This window comes from Thermosynechococcus sp. PKX82, assembly GCF_031583255.1.
In the GTDB taxonomy this organism is placed as follows: Bacteria; Cyanobacteriota; Cyanobacteriia; order Thermosynechococcales; family Thermosynechococcaceae; genus Thermosynechococcus.
Genome location: NZ_CP134169.1, coordinates 34908 through 51588, shown reverse-complemented (window position 1 = coordinate 51588; position 16681 = coordinate 34908). Strand labels below are relative to the sequence as shown.

At 50.7% G+C, this 16681-nt stretch carries 19 protein-coding genes and 1 pseudogene; 10 read left to right on the top strand and 10 right to left on the bottom strand.

Going from position 1 to position 16681, the window contains the following annotated elements:
• Position 1: 1 nt before the first annotated feature.
• From RHH53_RS00265 to RHH53_RS00245, 5 genes are all read right to left on the bottom strand, one after another.
• Positions 2 to 718, bottom strand: a complete 717-nt coding sequence (locus tag RHH53_RS00265; RefSeq protein ID WP_310743905.1) for a heme oxygenase (biliverdin-producing) — start codon at positions 716 to 718, stop codon at positions 2 to 4.
• A gap of 98 nt (positions 719 to 816) precedes the next feature.
• Positions 817 to 2208, bottom strand: coding sequence for an argininosuccinate lyase (gene argH / locus RHH53_RS00260; protein ID WP_302678538.1), 1392 nt, complete (start codon positions 2206 to 2208; stop codon positions 817 to 819).
• A 15-nt stretch (positions 2209 to 2223) separates the two neighbouring features.
• The gene (locus RHH53_RS00255; protein WP_225901602.1) at positions 2224 to 2421 is read right to left on the bottom strand and encodes a hypothetical protein; all 198 of its coding nucleotides are present in this window, start codon (positions 2419 to 2421) and stop codon (positions 2224 to 2226) included.
• A 79-nt stretch (positions 2422 to 2500) separates the two neighbouring features.
• A complete protein-coding gene (locus tag RHH53_RS00250) occupies positions 2501 to 3490 on the bottom strand; it encodes a GGDEF domain-containing protein (RefSeq protein WP_302678537.1) in 990 nt (329 codons plus the stop codon).
• A gap of 144 nt (positions 3491 to 3634) precedes the next feature.
• On the bottom strand, positions 3635 to 3874 hold the full coding sequence (locus RHH53_RS00245; protein ID WP_310437789.1) for a helix-turn-helix domain-containing protein: 240 nt from the start codon (positions 3872 to 3874) through the stop codon (positions 3635 to 3637).
• 140 nt (positions 3875 to 4014) lie between these two features.
• Between RHH53_RS00245 and RHH53_RS00240 the strand changes: the two genes are divergently transcribed.
• The 4 genes and pseudogenes from RHH53_RS00240 to RHH53_RS13130 form a co-directional block, all read left to right on the top strand.
• A complete protein-coding gene (locus RHH53_RS00240) occupies positions 4015 to 4380 on the top strand; it encodes a helix-turn-helix transcriptional regulator (protein ID WP_310743904.1) in 366 nt (121 codons plus the stop codon).
• Between the two features lie 121 nt (positions 4381 to 4501).
• Complete coding sequence (gene ispG / locus RHH53_RS00235; RefSeq protein ID WP_206200565.1) at positions 4502 to 5710, top strand: (E)-4-hydroxy-3-methylbut-2-enyl-diphosphate synthase; 1209 nt, start codon at positions 4502 to 4504, stop codon at positions 5708 to 5710.
• A gap of 29 nt (positions 5711 to 5739) precedes the next feature.
• Complete coding sequence (locus RHH53_RS00230) at positions 5740 to 6084, top strand: histidine triad nucleotide-binding protein (protein WP_181496625.1); 345 nt, start codon at positions 5740 to 5742, stop codon at positions 6082 to 6084.
• A gap of 68 nt (positions 6085 to 6152) precedes the next feature.
• A pseudogene (locus RHH53_RS13130) lies at positions 6153 to 6299 on the top strand (ABC transporter ATP-binding protein); the annotation flags it as partial.
• Here RHH53_RS13130 and RHH53_RS00220 read toward each other — a convergent pair.
• Entirely contained in the window at positions 6296 to 7627 is a 1332-nt protein-coding gene (locus tag RHH53_RS00220) for a MotA/TolQ/ExbB proton channel family protein (protein ID WP_310743903.1), read from the bottom strand. The pseudogene RHH53_RS13130 and the gene RHH53_RS00220 overlap by 4 nt on opposite strands.
• A gap of 274 nt (positions 7628 to 7901) precedes the next feature.
• On the opposite strand from RHH53_RS00220, the gene RHH53_RS00215 reads away from it, so the two are divergent.
• Together RHH53_RS00215 and RHH53_RS00210 are read left to right on the top strand one after the other, a co-directional pair.
• Complete coding sequence (locus tag RHH53_RS00215; RefSeq protein ID WP_310743902.1) at positions 7902 to 11231, top strand: tubulin-like doman-containing protein; 3330 nt, start codon at positions 7902 to 7904, stop codon at positions 11229 to 11231.
• Between the two features lie 76 nt (positions 11232 to 11307).
• Positions 11308 to 11781 (top strand): type IV pilin-like G/H family protein, encoded by a 474-nt coding sequence (locus RHH53_RS00210; protein ID WP_302678533.1) that lies wholly within the window; start codon positions 11308 to 11310, stop codon positions 11779 to 11781.
• Here RHH53_RS00210 and RHH53_RS00205 read toward each other — a convergent pair.
• Entirely contained in the window at positions 11755 to 12147 is a 393-nt protein-coding gene (locus RHH53_RS00205) for a metalloregulator ArsR/SmtB family transcription factor (RefSeq protein WP_310453062.1), read from the bottom strand. The genes RHH53_RS00210 and RHH53_RS00205 overlap by 27 nt on opposite strands.
• A gap of 117 nt (positions 12148 to 12264) precedes the next feature.
• Here RHH53_RS00205 and RHH53_RS00200 point away from each other — a divergent pair, with 117 nt between their 5' ends.
• The 3 genes from RHH53_RS00200 to RHH53_RS00190 all read left to right on the top strand — a co-directional run bounded on the left by RHH53_RS00200 (position 12265) and on the right by RHH53_RS00190 (position 13949).
• Positions 12265 to 12432, top strand: coding sequence for a metallothionein (locus RHH53_RS00200; RefSeq protein ID WP_206200560.1), 168 nt, complete (start codon positions 12265 to 12267; stop codon positions 12430 to 12432).
• A gap of 174 nt (positions 12433 to 12606) precedes the next feature.
• The gene (locus RHH53_RS00195; protein WP_190278283.1) at positions 12607 to 12846 is read left to right on the top strand and encodes a thioredoxin family protein; all 240 of its coding nucleotides are present in this window, start codon (positions 12607 to 12609) and stop codon (positions 12844 to 12846) included.
• Between the two features lie 101 nt (positions 12847 to 12947).
• Entirely contained in the window at positions 12948 to 13949 is a 1002-nt protein-coding gene (locus RHH53_RS00190; RefSeq protein WP_310743901.1) for a permease, read from the top strand.
• Here RHH53_RS00190 and RHH53_RS00185 read toward each other — a convergent pair.
• The 3 genes from RHH53_RS00185 to RHH53_RS00175 are packed head-to-tail and all read right to left on the bottom strand — an operon-like array spanning position 13941 to position 16067.
• On the bottom strand, positions 13941 to 14921 hold the full coding sequence (locus tag RHH53_RS00185) for a glycosyltransferase family A protein (RefSeq protein WP_310743900.1): 981 nt from the start codon (positions 14919 to 14921) through the stop codon (positions 13941 to 13943). The two genes, RHH53_RS00190 and RHH53_RS00185, sit on opposite strands and share 9 nt — an antisense overlap.
• Positions 14876 to 15643: a glycosyltransferase gene (locus tag RHH53_RS00180; RefSeq protein ID WP_310743899.1), complete on the bottom strand. Its 768-nt coding sequence runs from the start codon at positions 15641 to 15643 to the stop codon at positions 14876 to 14878. Before RHH53_RS00180 ends, RHH53_RS00185 begins: the two co-directional genes overlap by 46 nt.
• A 4-nt stretch (positions 15644 to 15647) precedes the next feature.
• Positions 15648 to 16067 (bottom strand): DUF4168 domain-containing protein, encoded by a 420-nt coding sequence (locus RHH53_RS00175; RefSeq protein ID WP_206200556.1) that lies wholly within the window; start codon positions 16065 to 16067, stop codon positions 15648 to 15650.
• 314 nt (positions 16068 to 16381) lie between these two features.
• Between RHH53_RS00175 and psaC the strand changes: the two genes are divergently transcribed.
• Complete coding sequence (psaC, locus tag RHH53_RS00170) at positions 16382 to 16627, top strand: photosystem I iron-sulfur center protein PsaC (protein WP_011056855.1); 246 nt, start codon at positions 16382 to 16384, stop codon at positions 16625 to 16627.
• The last annotated feature ends 54 nt before the right edge of the window (positions 16628 to 16681 follow it).

Here is a 16681-nt window from a genome sequence, read left to right as displayed (position 1 = left end):
TCTACTCAGCAGTCGCCAATTCGGTGCTGCCGCGCTGTTTACGACGAGTCAGCGTATTAAAGAGCAACTGGCCAATGGCTCTGATGAGGTTGCCCTCCAGTTCTTGGAAGATCTTCATATTCATGCCAAAGGCGGCATTGGCCTCATCCACAATCCGCTCCGCTGTTGCTTCATCTACGGCCAATTCATCCAAGCGTTGGCGATAGAGTTGCTTGAAGGCTTTTTCGTCACTAATGGCCTCAAAGCGATAAAAGGCGGTGCCTTCGCCATTTTGTAGGTTCATCGCCCGCTCAGCAATCCCCTTGAGGATTTGGCCGCCCGAAAGATCGCCAAGGTAACGGGTGTAGGAGTGCGCCACCAACAGTTCGGGTGCGGTATTGGCCACTTCATGAATGCGGGCTACATAGGCCTGTGTGGCTGGCGAGGGCGTAATTTCTTCCCGCCAATTGGAACCAAAGTAGTAGGTCAGATCTCGCTCAAGGCTATTTTTGCGGTTCAGCTCCGGAAAGTAAATTTTGCCAACAATGGGATGGTCTTTGAGCTGTTCCATTTCCTGCTCCATGGCACTGTAAACGTGATAGAGGCTGGCAACGAGTTTGCGGTAGGAGCTTTTTTCCACGGTGCCTTTGAGGAAGCAGCGCACAAAGCCAACGTTCTCGGCCATGGTGTGGGCTTTTTTGGTGCCTTCACGCAATTTCGTCGCTAGAGACGTCGTCATCACGAGATCCTTCTTAAAAATTTGCAACGTTTTGTTTCTAAAAGCGACCGTCAGTACAGTCTATTTTTCAGGCTAAGGGTAAATGACACCATTTTTCATTAAAAATCATTAAGGCGATCGCGAGCCGCTGCGAGGGCTTGGCGCACCTGATCAAACCCTGTGCCCCCGTAGCTATTGCGGGCAGCCACCACCTGTCGCGGTGCAATGCGTTCGTAAATATCCGCTGCAAAGGCGGGGTGCAGGGCTTGCCATTCTTCAAGGGTGAGGTCTTTGAGGAATTTCCCTTCAGCAAGACAGGTTTTCACCACCTGCCCCACCAAGTTATAAGCCTCACGGAAGGGCACCCCCTTACTGGCCAAGTAATCCGCCACATCGGTGGCATTGGCAAAATCGCTCTCCACAGCCGCCGCCAAGCGTTGCGGTTGAAACACCACCCCCTCGGCCATCAAGATCGTCATTGCCTCTAGGCAGGCACGGACGGTATCCACAGCATCAAAAAGCGCCTCTTTATCCTCTTGCAAGTCTTTGTTGTAGGCCAAGGGCAGCCCCTTCATAATCACCAAGAGGGCTTGCAAATGGCCAAACACCCGTCCTGTTTTGCCCCGCACCAACTCCGGCACATCGGGATTTTTCTTTTGGGGCATGATGCTAGAACCCGTGGCACAGGTGTCGGTGAGCTTGACAAAGGCAAATTCCTCAGAGGCCCACAGAATAATCTCCTCCGAGAGCCGCGATAGATGCACCATGATCAAGCTAGCGGCACAGAGAAATTCAATGGCAAAATCGCGATCGCTGACGGCATCGAGGCTATTACGATAGGGTTCGCGAAAACCCAACAATGCTGCTGTGTAGTGGCGATCGATGGGAAACGTTGTGCCCGCCAGTGCCCCAGCTCCTAAGGGAGAGACATTCACCCGCTCACGAATTTGCCGCAGTCGCTCGCTGTCCCGCTCGGCCATTTCCACGTAGGCCAGTAGATGGTGCGCCAAGCTCAGGGGTTGTGCCCGTTGCAAGTGGGTGTAGCCAGGAATCAAGGTTGCAATGTGGGACTCTGCAAGATCCAGAAGCGTGCGCTGCCACTGTCGCAGTTGTTGAAGGAGTTGATCAATTTCCGCTCGCAAATAGAGGCGAATATCGGTGGCCACCTGATCGTTGCGCGATCGCGCCGTATGCAGTTTCTTACCCACATCCCCAACCAATTCTGTGAGGCGGCGTTCGACGGCAAAGTGCACATCCTCGGCATCAATACCGGGGGTAAACTGGCCATCCCGGTATTCTTGGCGAATTTGCTCTAGGCCTTGAATCAGCGTTTCGGCTTCCTCAGGGGAAATAATCCCCGTTTTTGCCAGCATGCGGGCATGGGCTTGGGAGCCGCTGAGGTCGTATTCAATGAGGCGAATGTCAAAGCCAATACTGGCATTAAAGCGGGCGATCGCCGGATGGAGGGCTTGTTCAAAGCGCTGGCTCCAAGGCTGAGGTTGGGCAGTCACGGGCGATTCTCAGGGCTAAAAATTCAGGAGCTTGCCAAAGATCCAGCCAATGGCCAGACCAATAATCAGTGCCCACAGTTGGCCAGAATCGACAAAGTTTGCCCACGCCTTAGAAACGTCTTCCCCCAAGGTATCTTTGAATTTCTGCGCCACAATAATCTGCGGCTCAATCGTCATTTGGCTGGCAATAAAGTAGTTCGGTGCAGTATTCATAGCCATTGGCGGAAACGCAACTCAAGTTTATCCTAGCGGAGGCGGGGGCGATCGCCAACCAGTATCACAAGCCCCAAGATTATGAAGACCCATTGTGTGACCACTCAAGCAGAACACAGCGATCGCGCCCCTGTTGCTTGGCCTGATAAAGGGCGGCATCAGCAATGGCAAAAATCTCCGTTAAGGTGCCCTCACTTGCCTTGGCAGGAACAAAGCATAAGCCAGCACTGACTGTTATGTAGGGATGGTGTGCCCTCTCCCCTTGGGGGATTTTCATCTCTCGGACATGATGGAGCATTCGTTCAACAATGTGTAGAGCCGTATCAGCAGAAACATGGGAGAGCACAAGGGCAAACTCCTCACCGCCGTAGCGAGCAATGATATCGTTGGAGCGCAGATGGGTCTTAAGGGTTTGAGCCACCTGTTGCAGGGCGCGATCGCCCGCTAAGTGACCACAGCAGTCGTTATAGGCCTTGAAGTCATCAATATCAATGATAGCCAGCGTCAAAGTATGGCCTTGGTCTTGAGCCTGCTGCCAGAGCTGATTCAATGCTGTGTCAAAAAAGCGACGATTGCCTAACCCCGTTAAGGGATCCCGTTCCGCAAGGATCTGGAGGTGCTGTTTTTCCTGCTCTAGGGCTTGTTGGCATTGTTGCAATTCCGTCACAAGGGCAATTTGCCGAGCCAGTTCGGCCTGTAGTTGTTGCAACTGGGCAGCGAGTAACTGCTGATTGTGGCAAAAGCTAGGAACAATCCGCGTCAAAATCGCAGGTTCATCATCCAGATTGACGCCAATGCCTTCAATAACCCACTGATCCGTCTCAGGGTTGGGAATCGGAAAATGGGCAGCCAACATCTGGGCATTGCTTTGACAGAGCTTTAACCATGCCTGTACCTGCTCCGGCGATTGTTGCAGCAGCGCTGCGAGGGATTTACCAATTAAGGCTTCTGCATCCTGTTGCCAAAAGAGCGAGGCACCATCGTTGATTGCTAGAATTTCACCGCTACTGTTCACGATCGCGATCGGCTCAGGGAAAAGGCAAATATATTCAGCAAGTGTCCCCCTCATTTGTTTCGTTTGAGCCTATCAAAGGAATGGTTGTACTAATAAGAAATATTTCAGGAACACACCAAAAAATTAAAGGTTAGTTGTCAAAGTAAAATTTTTATAATTGTTAGGCTATACTAAAAAATAGATAATTAGAGCGAAAAGTTAATCCGAGGGCGATCGACAACTGTAGTAGTCGGGGAAAACAACGTAAAGGGGCTTTTCAAGAATCGTTGCTATTTCTTTCTCAATCATTGCCGAGCGGGAGCGGCCACGAATCACTGCCGATACACAATGACGCGAAACCCCTAGCTTTTGGCCAATTTTAGCGCCATTCCAGCCCCGTTTCCGCAATTCTGCCTTAATGTCCTCAGGATGCATAGTGCTGTTATAAATCTGTGCCAAGCAATTCAATGTTAATTGCGGGCAATAAGGTTGTCAAGCGACAACTTTTGACAAGATAGTGGGAGTATTCATTGGTGAGGTTGACATGTAAAGTTATTGAAAGACGCAGTGCCCTTTCCAAGGGTCTATTTAGGTTCCGCATGGTTAGTCCACTCTCTCGAAAACAACTCTCTAGGCTGCTACGCCAAAAACGGGGGATACGCAGTCAACGTGCCTTTGCCGCCGAGCTGGGAATCTCCTATACCTGCTTGCAAAAATGGGAAAATATGGCTTCATTTCCAAATACTGAAAATCTATTAAAGTTATGTCGTGTTTTTGGCTTTGAGGATTTAGAAAGTTTTATCGCCTACCTCGACCAAACGGATGTCACCAACCGCGAAGAAGAACAACTGGTGACTGAGATTCTTGGCAAATTGCGTCACTTACCTCCGGCGACAGCAGTTCGGGTGCTAGAAACAGCGTTAGGGTTGTTAAAGGCTGCCGCTAACAATGAAGGGGACATTTGAGTATTTTTTAGGTTCCGAGAAAATTATAGCAAATCTCTTGGGAGGCGATCGCCTGCCGCAGCTTGCCGCTTCTATGGCATCCTGAAAGGGAGAAGTTGCGCAATTTGGCCACTTACATCCTATGCAAACGCTGCCGAGTCCTGTTCAAGCTACTCCGACAGAAACCGCCATTGTCCGTCGCAAAACCCGTCCTGTGCCCGTTGGCTCTGTCATCATTGGGGGCGGTCATCCTGTGGCGGTGCAATCGATGATCAATGAAGACACGCTAGATATTGAAGGCTCAGTAGCCGCCATTCGTCGTCTCCATGAAATTGGCTGTGAAATTGTGCGGGTGACAGTGCCTAGCCTTGCCCATGCTAAAGCCATGGAAGAGATTCGCGATCGCCTCTACCAAACCTACAAACCTGTGCCCTTGGTTGCCGATGTTCACCACAACGGCATGAAAATTGCCCTCGAAGTTGCCAAGTATGTGGACAATGTACGCATCAATCCGGGGCTATACGTCTTTGAGAAACCCAAGCCCGATCGCACTGAATACACCCAAGCCGAGTTTGAGGAAATTGGTGCCAAAATTCGCGAAACCCTTGAGCCACTGGTAATCTCGCTGCGAGATCAGGGCAAATCCATGCGCATTGGCGTCAATCACGGTTCTCTTGCTGAGCGGATGCTCTTTACGTATGGGGACACCCCAGAAGGCATGGTGGAATCGGCTCTAGAATTTATCCGCATCTGCGAGTCTTTGAATTTCTACAACCTTGAAATTTCCCTCAAAGCCTCACGGGTACCCGTGATGATTGCCGCCAACCGCCTTATGGTCAAGCGCATGGATGAACTGGGCATGGACTACCCCCTCCACTTGGGAGTCACTGAAGCCGGCGATGGCGAGTATGGCCGCATCAAATCCACTGCTGGCATTGCCACCCTCCTTGCCGAAGGTATTGGCGATACGATTCGTGTCTCCCTCACCGAAGCCCCCGAAAAAGAAATTCCCGTCTGCTACGGCATTTTGCAAGCCTTGGGTCTGCGGCGCACCATGGTGGAGTATGTGGCCTGTCCCTCCTGTGGCCGTACCCTCTTTAACCTTGAGGAAGTCCTGCACAAAGTCCGCGAAGCCACCAAACACCTCACGGGTCTGAATATTGCTGTCATGGGCTGCATTGTCAATGGGCCAGGGGAAATGGCCGACGCCGACTATGGCTATGTGGGCAAACAACCTGGCTATATCTCGCTCTATCGCGGTCGTGAGGAAGTGAAAAAGGTGCCGGAATCTGAAGGGGTGGCTGCCCTTGTGGAATTAATCAAAGCCGATGGCCGCTGGGTGGATCCCTAAACCATTAGACCTCTGTGAGGAGTGAAACCATGACCACGGAAACCATTTTTAGCCGCATCATTCGCCGCGAGATCCCAGCGGATATTGTCCATGAGGATGACCTTTGCTTGGCCTTTCGTGATATCAACCCCCAAGCCCCCGTGCATATTCTGGTCATCCCCAAAAAGCCGATTCCCCAACTGAGCTTGGCAGAACCGGAAGATCACCGTGTGCTGGGGCACCTGCTGCTGACGGCCAAACGCATTGCTGAGGCAGAGGGTTTAACCAATGGCTATCGGATTGTCATTAACAATGGCCCCGATGGCGGTCAAACCGTCTATCATCTGCACCTGCACCTGTTGGGCGGGCGAGCCATGCAATGGCCACCGGGTTAAGGAGATTTTGAACTCTTTCCTGTGCTGAAGAAAATGCTCTACCCCATGGGTGCAGATCTCAGCCAAGAGGCATTTCGGTCCTTCTAGTGGAGCAGCACCTCCACGTTGTGCGGGGGGCAGACTGGTGCTATGCGATACAAAAGGGGGGCATTGTGGCCTCTGACCCCACCGGTGATCTCAGCCAAGACGGGATTCAGCGGTTCCTCGCAGTCTAGGGATTGCCCCCCTCCAAGGAACTGGGCTGCTCCACCAGCGTCACCCGTCGAGGTTGCGCCAGTTGCCGTAGTACCGGTTGCAAATTCCCCAGCGTGTGGTTGAGGCGATCGAGCAGCAGTTGCAGATTACCCGTATCGGCGAGGGCTTGCAGGGCTTGGTTGAGGGTTTCTAACAGTTGTAACCGCTGTTGCAGGGTGCGATCGCTCTCGGCCAAGAGTTGAGCAATGTACTGACTTTGTTGCCGCAGTTCTTGGGCAATGGCGGTCTGTTCCTGATTGACGTGCGCCAGTAGTTCCCCTTGGCTGTGCTGAATCTGGGTCACGAGGCGCTCAAACTGCTCAATGGACTGTTGCTGGCGCTCCTCCAGTGTGGCCACAAATTGCTGCCGATCCCTGACCACGGCACGAGCCAGTTGATTTAAGTTGTCCAAGAGTTGTTGCAGCCGTTCCTCCGTGGGCAGCTCCGTGCGAATCGTTTCCTGAATCATGTCTTGGAGGGTGTCGCGATCCACCCCTGCGGACGTATTCGTAACGGGGAGGCGGGGCAGCAGTTGATCGTTAATGTAGGTGTCAATTTGCAGCAGCAGCTTATTCTCCCAGCGTTCAACGATCACCATCGGAATCATCACCAGCACACTCAGCACCAAGGCCACGAGGGTCGTATCAAAGGCCACTGCTAGCCCCGTCGTCACACCGCCAATCCCCTCCTTGATTTGGTTCACGTCCTGAGCCGTCTCCAAAAAGCTGGAAAAGCCACTGACCGCTTGGCTAATCCCAACCACGGTGCCAATAAAGCCCAGCAGGGGAATCGCCCAGACGAGAACACGGGGAATCGTATAGGAGGCATCAGTGGCGGCTGCGGCACTGCCACTCTCTTCTGCGGCGGCTTCAACGGCAATCTCTCGCTGGCCACTACTGAGAAACGCGCCTAAAACACGGGCACAGCGATTGGGCAGCAGTGTCCGCCGTTGGGCAAGGGTTTGCTGTAATTGCAAAATATCCCGCATTGAGGTGAAGGGGTAGTTGGCGGGAATCCAGATTTGCCGCAGGCTGGGTGCTTGTTGAAAGAGGGCGATCGCCTTCAAAATCGTAAACACCAAAACTGTCCACGCAAAAAAGACAGCCACGGGTTGCGTCCAGCCACGATTGAGGAGCAGTTGGCCAAGGTAGGTGCCCTGAAGGGGCAAAAAGAAAATGTAAAGGATCACCGTAGCAACGGCAGCGATCGCCAGCGCTAACCACAGCGGCACAGTCAGATCCCGGCGGGGTACCGCCACCGGTGTTAGGGAAGGGGCAGTTGTTGTCGAAACCGGAGAAGAAGCTGTCATGACGATACTCAGGGCGCAAACATCTTTCAATCTATCGTGAAGGCGCCTCAAATTTTGGCAACTGCGGCTGCTCCCTGCTGCCGATCAGGGAATGAACCAGCCCCGAAATCCACAGGGTACTGCCGTGAGAGGATTCGTACCAGTTCCCAGTCAATGAGTCTCCTACTACCACGGTTCTCTGCTCTCCTGAGGGATGGTATTCATGGACAGGCCACTCCAGACTTGGCGGACATCCTTGCTAGGATGGGGATGACTGGTCACGGAGACGGGAATCATGCCTGCACAGGTGGAGGAAAAGTCCATTGTTCCGACAGTAATTGTTGGCGTGGGAGGTACAGGCATTGAGGTGCTATCGCGGGTGCGGCGACTGGTGGAAGAAACCTACGGCAGTCTGAAACAGTTTCCCGTGATTAGCTTCCTTGCCATTGACACCGATCGCGACTACAAAGTGAGTAACCCCCTCGCCGCTGGCTCTCCCCTCAAGGACAACGAAAAGCACTGGGCCAGTGTCAGTGGCAAAAACGTGCAGCAAATCATTCAAAACCTCGACAACTACCCGTGGATTGCCTCTTGGTTTCCCAAGGAACTGGAGCGCAACATTACCGCCCTAGAGGCCGGGGCGGGTCAAATCCGTGCCTGTGGTCGGTTTGCCTTCTTTTGCAACTACCATGCGATTCAACAAAAGTTCCAAGCGGCCAGCGATCGCGTTAAAGGCCACGAAAGTTATATGCAAAGCCGCTATGGGGTCAAGGTCAACAACAGCAGCTTAAATGTCTTTATTACGGGCTCCCTCTCTGGGGGCACCGGTAGCGGTATGCTCATTGACTTGGGCTATTGTGTGCGCCATTGGCTCAAGGGGCAGTCGAGTCCTCTGATCACGGGAATTGTGCCCATGCCCAATGCCTTTGCAGCCATTAGTGTCGGCGATCGCGTGCTGGCCAATGGCTATGCCGCCCTCATGGAACTCAGTTACTTTGCCGACTACCGCACCGAGTACGTGGCGCAATTTAGTAGCAGCCTCAGCGACGAAGTGCGCTACAACTGTCCTCCCTTTGACTTTACCTACCTCGTGGGCACCAAAAATGGCGAGAATGAATTCAAGCTCGATGAGATCCGCGAGATGATTGCCCAAAATATCTTTTTGGATCTCACTTCTGACTTTGCCCCCCACAAACGCTCGATTCGCGACAACATTAAGGCGGCTTGGGCCTCTCAGGATGCCGGGGGGCGAGGCTATCCCAAGAGCTTTATGGCCTTTGGCCTCTCCAGTGTCGAAATTCCCATTGCCCAAATTCGCGCCTCCTTGACCTATCGCCTTTGCCAAGACTTTATTCACTGGTGGCTGAACGAATCGGTGCAATTGCCACCCCAGCTTTTAGAGGTGACCCAGAGTCTCCTGAAACCCATGAACTTGCTGGATGTGGATTTGGTACTGGCCTTAGCAGCAGCGGGCGATCGCCCCTACATGCAGGAAATTTCCCGCTGGGTTAACGATCTACGCAATCAAATTAGCCGTGAAAACCGCCTTGAATGTACCCAACAGGGGGTAGGGGGCATGATTGGTGCGGAAAGAGGCAAAATTTTGCAATTTGTGCCTTGGCTGAGTGAACAGGTGGACAATTACCGTGCTGCCCACTTGCGCGAACTTAGCCCCGATGAGCGTCTCCACGGTGACTTTTTGCAGCGCATGTACGACAACCGCAATCAAATTATTCAGCAGGCTCGCCAAAGTCTTGAGGAGGAGTTCTACCGCATTGTTGAAGATCGCAATCGCGGACCCAAGTTTGCCAACGCCTTTCTGCAGCAAATTCGCCAAATTTTTATGAGCCAAGCAGAAAAGTACGACCGCGAAATTCAGCATACTTGGCAACCCAATATCACCAACCGTCAGCGACAATACGAAAATGCCCTGCAGGACATCCAGCACTTTAGCACTCTCTTTGGCATCTCCAAGCAAGCCAAAATGGAGGAATTTTGCCAGCAGGCTCTAGAGGGGATTGAGGGCAGTTTCAATGCCATCATTCAAGCCAAAGCCCGCATTCTGGCCAAGGAGGTGATGGGCAAACTGGAGGAATGGCTGCAAGGGATGGAGGCACGTCTTGCCAAGCTCAACCAGCGGCTCCTCAATTTACGGGATGGTTTCAAGGCGATGGCCGATAGTCAAGCGGATAGTGCCGATGCCCTGCGAATCAATGGGGTGAAGCTCTACGATCGCCAAGAACTCAATGGCCTCTATCAAGACTTGGTGGAACGCTATGCGGGTGCCAATACCGGGGTGCAGTCCACATTTGCCATTGGTCTGAACCAACTCTGTACCACAACGGCAGCAACGGTGTTGCAGGAGGCCAGTCCCCTCTGGAAGGAAACCCGCGCCGCCAATGAGGTGATGCGTCTCTTGGATTTGGCACAACTAGCGGATGTCCAAGAAAGTGACCTGCGGGAGATTATCCAAGAAACCGTACGGCGCACCGTGCAAAATGCCCCAGAAGAGAGCCGCCTTGTGCGGGATCTCACTGCCTGCGATCGCCTGTTGCAGGTTTATCGCAATGATGAAGGGGAAATCCTCAGTGTCCTGCGCATGGCCTATCAGAAATCAAAGCCACTGCTATTGCTCTCCCAAGCGGTCATGAGTGGTCGTGATGCTGGCTTTACTCCTTCAGTGAATACCAATATCGCCATTGTCGGCGGTGAAAATACTACCGATTTGGCTGCCAAAAAACTGATTCCCCTGCTCAAGAACCTCGTCAAACCGAATGGCCAGAGCATTACCAGTGATGACATTAAGCCCTTGGGCGATCGCGAACGCCACCGCATTGTCTTTGTCCAAGAGATGGGGGGCTTTTCCCTACGCTGTATTGAGGGCATGCCCGAACTGCGGCAGTCCTACCAAGATTGGCGAGGCCAAATGATTACCGCCAAACGCGCCCGCCTGCGGGGAGAAAACCGCGATTTGCCCATCCCCGTACATCTGCAAAAGGATCCCCCCTTCTGGGATGTCTTTCCAGAAAACCCCCAAATTCTAAAACTGGTGGTGATTGCTCGCGCCCTTGATGTCCTTAAACAAGCAGAAAACCGCGCCACCCGCGAAGCCACCATCCGCTACACCCGCCATACTGCCGTTGGTCTTGAAGATGTGGATATTGCCGCCAACTGGGAGGAAGTAACCCAAGTCCTAGAGGTGTTGGCCTGCCGTCCCGACTTAGAGGAAATTCAGCGCCAAGTGACCGCTATCCTTACAGCCGCAGAAACCCCAGAACAAAAGCAAACCCTCTATGAGCATCTACTGAACTACTTGAAGCGACGCGAGGAAGAACTCCACAAAGCTGGGGGACGCGACAGCCTTGAATATAAGCGAGAAGCCGCCATTCTCCAAGAGGTGATCCAAACCTATCAATTGGCTCAAGGCACACCAGCCCCTAGCCCCACACCAACGTCCCCTGCTCCTGAACCACCTCCATCCCAACCCGAACCAACACCTGAAACCAGTGCTTCGGCGAGTTCCTCTGGCTTAGAGCAACTGCAACAACTCATGGCGATGTACCAGCAGGGGCTACTCTCAGAAGCGGAGTTCCAAGCGGCCAAGAAAAAACTACTGGGGCTATAGGGGAGCTGCCTGTAATTTTACGGAGATCTGTGGGAACACTTGAGAGTGAAGACGAGTCTAACCTGAGAGCCGCCCTATGTCTCCTTACCGTCTTAATTTGCCTTGGTTCTACCGATCGCTCATCCTCTCGAAAGGCTTTACCCTGATTGAACTGCTCGTCGTCGTTATTATTATTGCGATTTTGGCCGCGATCGCCCTGCCCTCCATGTTAAATCAAGCCACCAAAGCCCGCGAATCCCAAGCCAAAACAAACGTTGGTGCGGTCAACCGTGCGCAACAGGCCTACCGTTTGGCCAATCCCACATTCACCACTGACATCGCAAGTTTACAAATCGGCTTTAGTGATACGCCCGACTATGATTACGCAATCACCGCTGCGAATAGTAACTATGCTGAATTCCAAGCCACCCCTGAGCGTTCAGAATTGAAAGCATTTACGGGCTGCACCTATGCTACGTTTACAACACTAACCACAACCCAAATTTTAGAAGCTGCCCCCGCTGGTTCAGGAATTGCCTCACCCTCATCTTGCCCCGTTCCCACTCCCTGAAGTGTCTGATGCGTCTTCATCTAAGTGTTCTGCGACCGCCTCATAAAGAGCGAGGACATGGTGATCTAGCAATTGATAAAAGATATGCCGCCCTTGGCGACGAAACTTGACCAGTCGCATGGCCTTAAGCATCCGCAATTGGTGGGAGACGGCAGACTCGCTCATTTCCAGTGCCACGGCAATATCGCCAACACAAAACTCCCCTTGGGCGAGCAAGGCTACAATCCGCAGTCGGTTGGCATCGGCTAGCAGGCCAAAAAATTGCGCCATCCGTTGGGCTTTTTCTGTAGAGAGCAGGCGATCGCTCGCCCGTGCCAAAGCCTCTGGATGATGAGGATGAGAAGGAGCAAAAATTCTAGTATTCATACTTCCATCATAGGCGTTGATCAGGTGCTAACTAATTGACGTTTGAACAACTGTTCAGATATATTAAAGGAGAGGTGAAGCATACCTCCCTTGTGTCACCCATTTGGAGAAAAAGCCATGACAACCGTTACCCAAATGAAATGCGCTTGCCCCCACTGTCTCTGCATTGTCTCCCTCAGCGAGGCCATCATGGTTGAAGGCAAACCCTACTGCTCCGAAGCCTGTGCCAACGGCACCTGCAAAGAAAGCGGTGGCTGTGGCCATACAGGCTGTGGCTGTAGCTAAGGCTCGCAATTTTTAGCTGAATGGGCGGGGAACTCCGCCCTTTACCACTAGCAAGCCTTAGCAGGAAAGCTGAAGGGGTGCTACACTTGTGCAAGCGGAGTTAAGCATCGCCTCAGGATAAAACACGAAAAGCGCTCAGACCTAGGTGCATGTCGCCTAAAAGTAGAGGGAAAGATTATGACATTAAAAATAGAAATTTTAGGCACAAATTGCAAAAAATGTCAACAACTAGAAGTGAATACTCAAACTGCTGTTAAAAATCTCAACTTGGCGGCCGAAATTACTCACGTAACCGATAGCCTAGAAATAGCCAACCGAGGAGTAATGTCAACACCTGCTTTGGCCATTAATGGCAAGGTGGTCAGCAAAGGAAAAGTCTTAACGCCTGAAGAAATTGCATCCTTCTTAAAATAACATTCCGTAGAGTATTGCTATTGGTAGCGTTTCAATTGCTTGAGGTTTTCTCAATTTGAAAAAAGCCTAAGTGCTCGCTACAAACTTAACTGGAAAAAGACATGCTGGATTTGTTTTACCCCTTTGATTGGTTATCTGCTCAAATAGTTACGAAGTTATTTGGCTTATCCCTAGATTCACACCTAGGCAAAAGTTTGCACTTCTTCTTTTACGATGTGCCAAAAATATTAACCTTATTAGCTGTAATTAGCTTTGTAGTTGGAACACTGCAAACTTTCTTAGAACCTGAAAAAGTTAGAGTTTATTTAGAAGGAAAACGCAAATTAAGCGGGCATATTTTAGCAGCAAGTTTAGGAGCAGTAACACCATTTTGTTCTTGTTCTGCCGTGCCTTTATTCATCGGTTTTGTTAAAGCTGGCATACCTTTAGGTATTACCTTCTCCTACCTTATTTCCGCTCCGATGGTGGATGCAGTTGCTGTATTTTTATTATTCGCTTTATTTGGTCTAAAAATAACTTTATTTTACATCTTTTTTGGGATTACATTAGCTGTTATTATCGGTTATGTTATTGGTTTGTTGAAGCTAGAAAAATGGGTAGAACCTTTTATTTGGAAATTAAAAGATAAACAGCATAAACAATCTCAAGATGAGGATATTGAACTAACAAGATCCTCTCAGATAAGCTGGGAAAATAGATTCAAAGTTGGTTGGTTTCAATCGAGTGAAATTCTTAAATCAGTTTGGATTTATGTGATAATTGGGATTGGTATTGGTGCTGGAATCCACGGTTATATGCCTGCTCAAATTATTAGTGAATGGATAGGAAAAGATAACCCCTTTGCTGTCTTAGTTGCTGTTTTAATTGGAGTACCCCTTTACACTAATATTGCAGGGGTTTTACCCATTGCCTCAGCTCTATTTTCTAAGGGAATGCCTATCGGTACAGTCTTATCTTTTACCATGGCAGTGACTGCTCTTTCTTTGCCAGAGATGATCATTTTGCGAAAGGTTTTAAAACCAAAATTATTAGGTATTTTTATTAGTTTAACTACCTTAGGAATTGTGGGGGTTGGTTATTTATTTAATGCTATCTCAGCCTAACAGATCCTTAGCCTGCTGTCGCTGTCGCCGATGGCGTTTATGCTTAAGGAACCCAAGAAAACTTCTGGGGCACAAATAAAGGACAACAAGGATTAGGAGCAACTCATAGCACCCACTGCGCCATGTGAGGCGAAGAAGAGTTTTCGTATCCAATGTCTCTGCATTAATTTTGGTGTTTATCAATGTGGCTATGGCAATTCGGCGAAAACAGGCCTTAATCCCTCGGCGGTGGTGGTAAGGAGTTTGCTGAGAGTGTAACAACTCTACTAAAAAAGGTAATGAAGCAGGGAGTGCAGCTTGAGGGAGTTTACTGCAGCGATTCTCTGCATCTTGGTTATAGATAACAGTAACTATTGCTGCATGAGCCACAGGGTATTGGTACCCCAAGTGCCACCAAGCGATGTAGTCCTCATTTAGTTTGACACCCACGGGGAAGCCCCCAACAGAAAGTAGCGCCTCCTTGCAAACACAAGCAGTTGAGGAATTAACAATGCTTAGTCCTTGGGCATGGGCTTCAAAGAACCGCTCCACCATGCCTCGCCAGCCATATGGCAACCCGCTTGGTGGCAAATAGTAGTTCCCATGTTGCCGAATTAAACAAAATGTACTCCACAAAGCGGCTTGCGGAAACTCAGTAATTAATGTTTGAAGAGTACTCAAGTGCTCAGGCAGCCACTCATCATCAGCATCCAAAAATGCGACGTAGGGATAACTGGCTTCCTGTAATCCGCGATTACGGGCGGCGCTCACCCCTTGGTTTGGCTGTTGAATCAAACGCACACCCTGATCCAAAAAGCCGCGAACAATTTCAGCTCCAGCATCAGTTGACCCATCATCAACCACAAGAATCTCAGCTGCTGGGCTGGCTTGCTGCAAAACGCTCCTCAGCGTATGAGCAATATGCCTAGCTTTGTTATACAAAGGAATTACAACAGAAATTTTGATCTCTGTTGTTGAATGCGGGGCCAACATCTGATAATCCGATAAAAGAGTAGCAAGGTTTGGACAAGGAGGGAGTGTCCTAAACGAACTTGAATCCGATACAGCTCAACAATCAATCCCAAAAGATCGCTACCACTGGTTCCATGGGGATGGAAACGCCCAGCAATAAAATCTCTCCTAGCAACCCTTGCGCCTGCACGAATTGCTTGCATAACAAAAAGCTGATCCGCTAGGAGAGGAAAATGGCGGGAGTATTGACCAACCCTTTGGTGTAATGTGCGTCGAATTGCCAAGCCAACAGCATGACCAGTTACGTGAGCATGCATTCCCCTCCGCCATTCCCATGCTGGCTGCGAAACAGACGCTATGTCACGCTCTCCTACGTAATAGTTAGCAGTAACAAAATCCGCCCCTGTTTCCTCGCAAGCGATCTTGTATTGGGCAACTGCCTCAGGAAAGAGCTCGTCATCTGCACCTATCACCAGATAATAGTCTCCTGAGGCTAGGCGAATAGCACGGTTGAGGGCATCATAGATCCCAAAGTCAGGTCGCGAGTCGACAACAACTGCCTTGAGTTTAGCTGTTGCTGCTTCTATTAGCTCTAAAGTGCGATCTGTAGAACCACCATCGGCAACGACCCACTCAAAGTCTGGATCGGTTTGAGCAATCAACGACGCAATCAACCGTGGCAGGTGTTCCTCAGCATTATAGGTCGCAGTAATAATACTTAGAGTTGGTTGAGTGGGTTTCATGGGTTCAAGGTCGCTGCAATCGCACCATCTCGGCCTGAATACGCTGACTCAAGGCGCTGTCCTGCTGTGCTCGCAGTGTAATCGCATTGAATTGCTCTAAAGACATATTATATTTCCTCAGCACCTGCATCGCCTCACGCACATAATTAGCACAGATGGTCTCCAAGCCACTGGGGATATTTTGGGGATTCATGCCAAAGCAAGAGTTGCGGGGCACTTGACCTTGGAAAGCCACCTGAGCTTGACGATAGTATTTTTGACGAATGGGTTCAATTTCCAGAACCACGCGGGCATAGTTCATGATCTCCCACGGAGCGATCGCATCTGTGCGCGGGGAAGTTTGAGCCAAGGAATGAGGTGAAGGCACAGGCACCAGCAGTAGGCCTGCACTACACACAGCAAGGGGCAACCACTTCCAAGACATTGACCACCACACACAACGCATCCGACTACACTGTACTTGGAATCCCTAGAACCCTTTCAAGTTCCGCAACCTAGGCAAGCGCCACGGATTAAATGACTAAGATTGACCCCACAGTAGGTAAATTTACCAGACTTTACAAAAAAGTTACATTCTTTGAAGTTTGCTCATCCACCCCACCCAGCAATCAACCACTGCGGTATCCTAAATCTCGGTATTTATCTCCAGACTGCCCTTATTGTCGTAGCTTAGGGGCTTCCTGAGTTGGCGGCAGGGCATCCACCTGTCATCCTGATCGTTTTAGGAGCGGTTACCACATGGCTCACACTGTCAAAATCTACGATACCTGCATTGGCTGCACCCAGTGTGTGCGGGCCTGCCCCACCGATGTGCTGGAAATGGTGCCTTGGGATGGTTGCAAAGCGGGTCAAATTGCCTCTTCCCCCCGCACAGAAGATTGCGTTGGCTGCAAACGCTGCGAAACGGCCTGTCCGACGGACTTTTTGAGCATTCGTGTCTATCTGGGTGCCGAAACCACCCGCAGCATGGGTCTAGCCTACTAGTCCCCTATTTTCGTGAAACCTTCGGTAAATCCTTGATTGGGCTTGAGGCAATAT

Excerpts from the sequence above, each read along its gene's own strand:
- RHH53_RS00240 (WP_310743904.1), top strand. The coding sequence starts at position 4,015 with ATGGTTAGTCCACTCTCTCGAAAACAACTCTCTAGGCTGCTACGCCAA.
- RHH53_RS00215 (WP_310743902.1), top strand. The coding sequence starts at position 7,902 with ATGCCTGCACAGGTGGAGGAAAAGTCCATTGTTCCGACAGTAATTGTT.
- RHH53_RS00210 (WP_302678533.1), top strand. The coding sequence starts at position 11,308 with ATGTCTCCTTACCGTCTTAATTTGCCTTGGTTCTACCGATCGCTCATC.
- RHH53_RS00205 (WP_310453062.1), bottom strand. The coding sequence starts at position 12,147 with ATGAATACTAGAATTTTTGCTCCTTCTCATCCTCATCATCCAGAGGCT.
- RHH53_RS00220 (WP_310743903.1), bottom strand. The coding sequence starts at position 7,627 with ATGACAGCTTCTTCTCCGGTTTCGACAACAACTGCCCCTTCCCTAACA.
- RHH53_RS00255 (WP_225901602.1), bottom strand. The coding sequence starts at position 2,421 with ATGAATACTGCACCGAACTACTTTATTGCCAGCCAAATGACGATTGAG.
- RHH53_RS00200 (WP_206200560.1), top strand. The coding sequence starts at position 12,265 with ATGACAACCGTTACCCAAATGAAATGCGCTTGCCCCCACTGTCTCTGC.
- ispG (WP_206200565.1), top strand. The coding sequence starts at position 4,502 with ATGCAAACGCTGCCGAGTCCTGTTCAAGCTACTCCGACAGAAACCGCC.
- RHH53_RS00265 (WP_310743905.1), bottom strand. The coding sequence starts at position 718 with ATGACGACGTCTCTAGCGACGAAATTGCGTGAAGGCACCAAAAAAGCC.
- RHH53_RS00180 (WP_310743899.1), bottom strand. The coding sequence starts at position 15,643 with ATGAAACCCACTCAACCAACTCTAAGTATTATTACTGCGACCTATAAT.
- RHH53_RS00185 (WP_310743900.1), bottom strand. The coding sequence starts at position 14,921 with ATGTTGGCCCCGCATTCAACAACAGAGATCAAAATTTCTGTTGTAATT.
- RHH53_RS00250 (WP_302678537.1), bottom strand. The coding sequence starts at position 3,490 with ATGAGGGGGACACTTGCTGAATATATTTGCCTTTTCCCTGAGCCGATC.
- RHH53_RS00190 (WP_310743901.1), top strand. The coding sequence starts at position 12,948 with ATGCTGGATTTGTTTTACCCCTTTGATTGGTTATCTGCTCAAATAGTT.
- RHH53_RS00230 (WP_181496625.1), top strand. The coding sequence starts at position 5,740 with ATGACCACGGAAACCATTTTTAGCCGCATCATTCGCCGCGAGATCCCA.
- RHH53_RS00175 (WP_206200556.1), bottom strand. The coding sequence starts at position 16,067 with ATGTCTTGGAAGTGGTTGCCCCTTGCTGTGTGTAGTGCAGGCCTACTG.
- psaC (WP_011056855.1), top strand. The coding sequence starts at position 16,382 with ATGGCTCACACTGTCAAAATCTACGATACCTGCATTGGCTGCACCCAG.